Here is a 253-nt window from a genome sequence, read left to right as displayed (position 1 = left end):
GCGACTACAATTAAACAAAACGAGAGAATTGGAACGAGATATGGATTTTCACATTATCGTCTTAGCTGCGGGTAAAGGCTCCCGTATGAAGTCTGATAAGCCTAAGGTATTGCATACACTTGCTGGCAAACCAATGCTCACACACGTATTAGAGACCGCACTTGCACTGAATCCAGATAGAATTCACGTTGTTATTGGTCACGGTGCAGATCAATTACGTGCCCATTATCAACAGTTTGAGTACCCACTAAAT

The 253-nt window shown here is 42.3% G+C and carries 1 protein-coding gene; it reads left to right on the top strand.

Annotated features, from left to right (window positions below; all coding sequences use genetic code 11):
• Nucleotides 1-40 precede the first annotated feature (40 nt).
• A partial coding sequence (locus tag A3751_RS21455) for an NTP transferase domain-containing protein (protein WP_156492723.1) occupies nt 41-253 on the top strand: 213 nt, incomplete at its 3' end.

This window comes from Oleiphilus sp. HI0080 (genome assembly GCF_001635135.1).
Note: the sequence above shows the minus strand (reverse complement) of the source record. Positions and strands in the feature narration are given on the sequence as shown.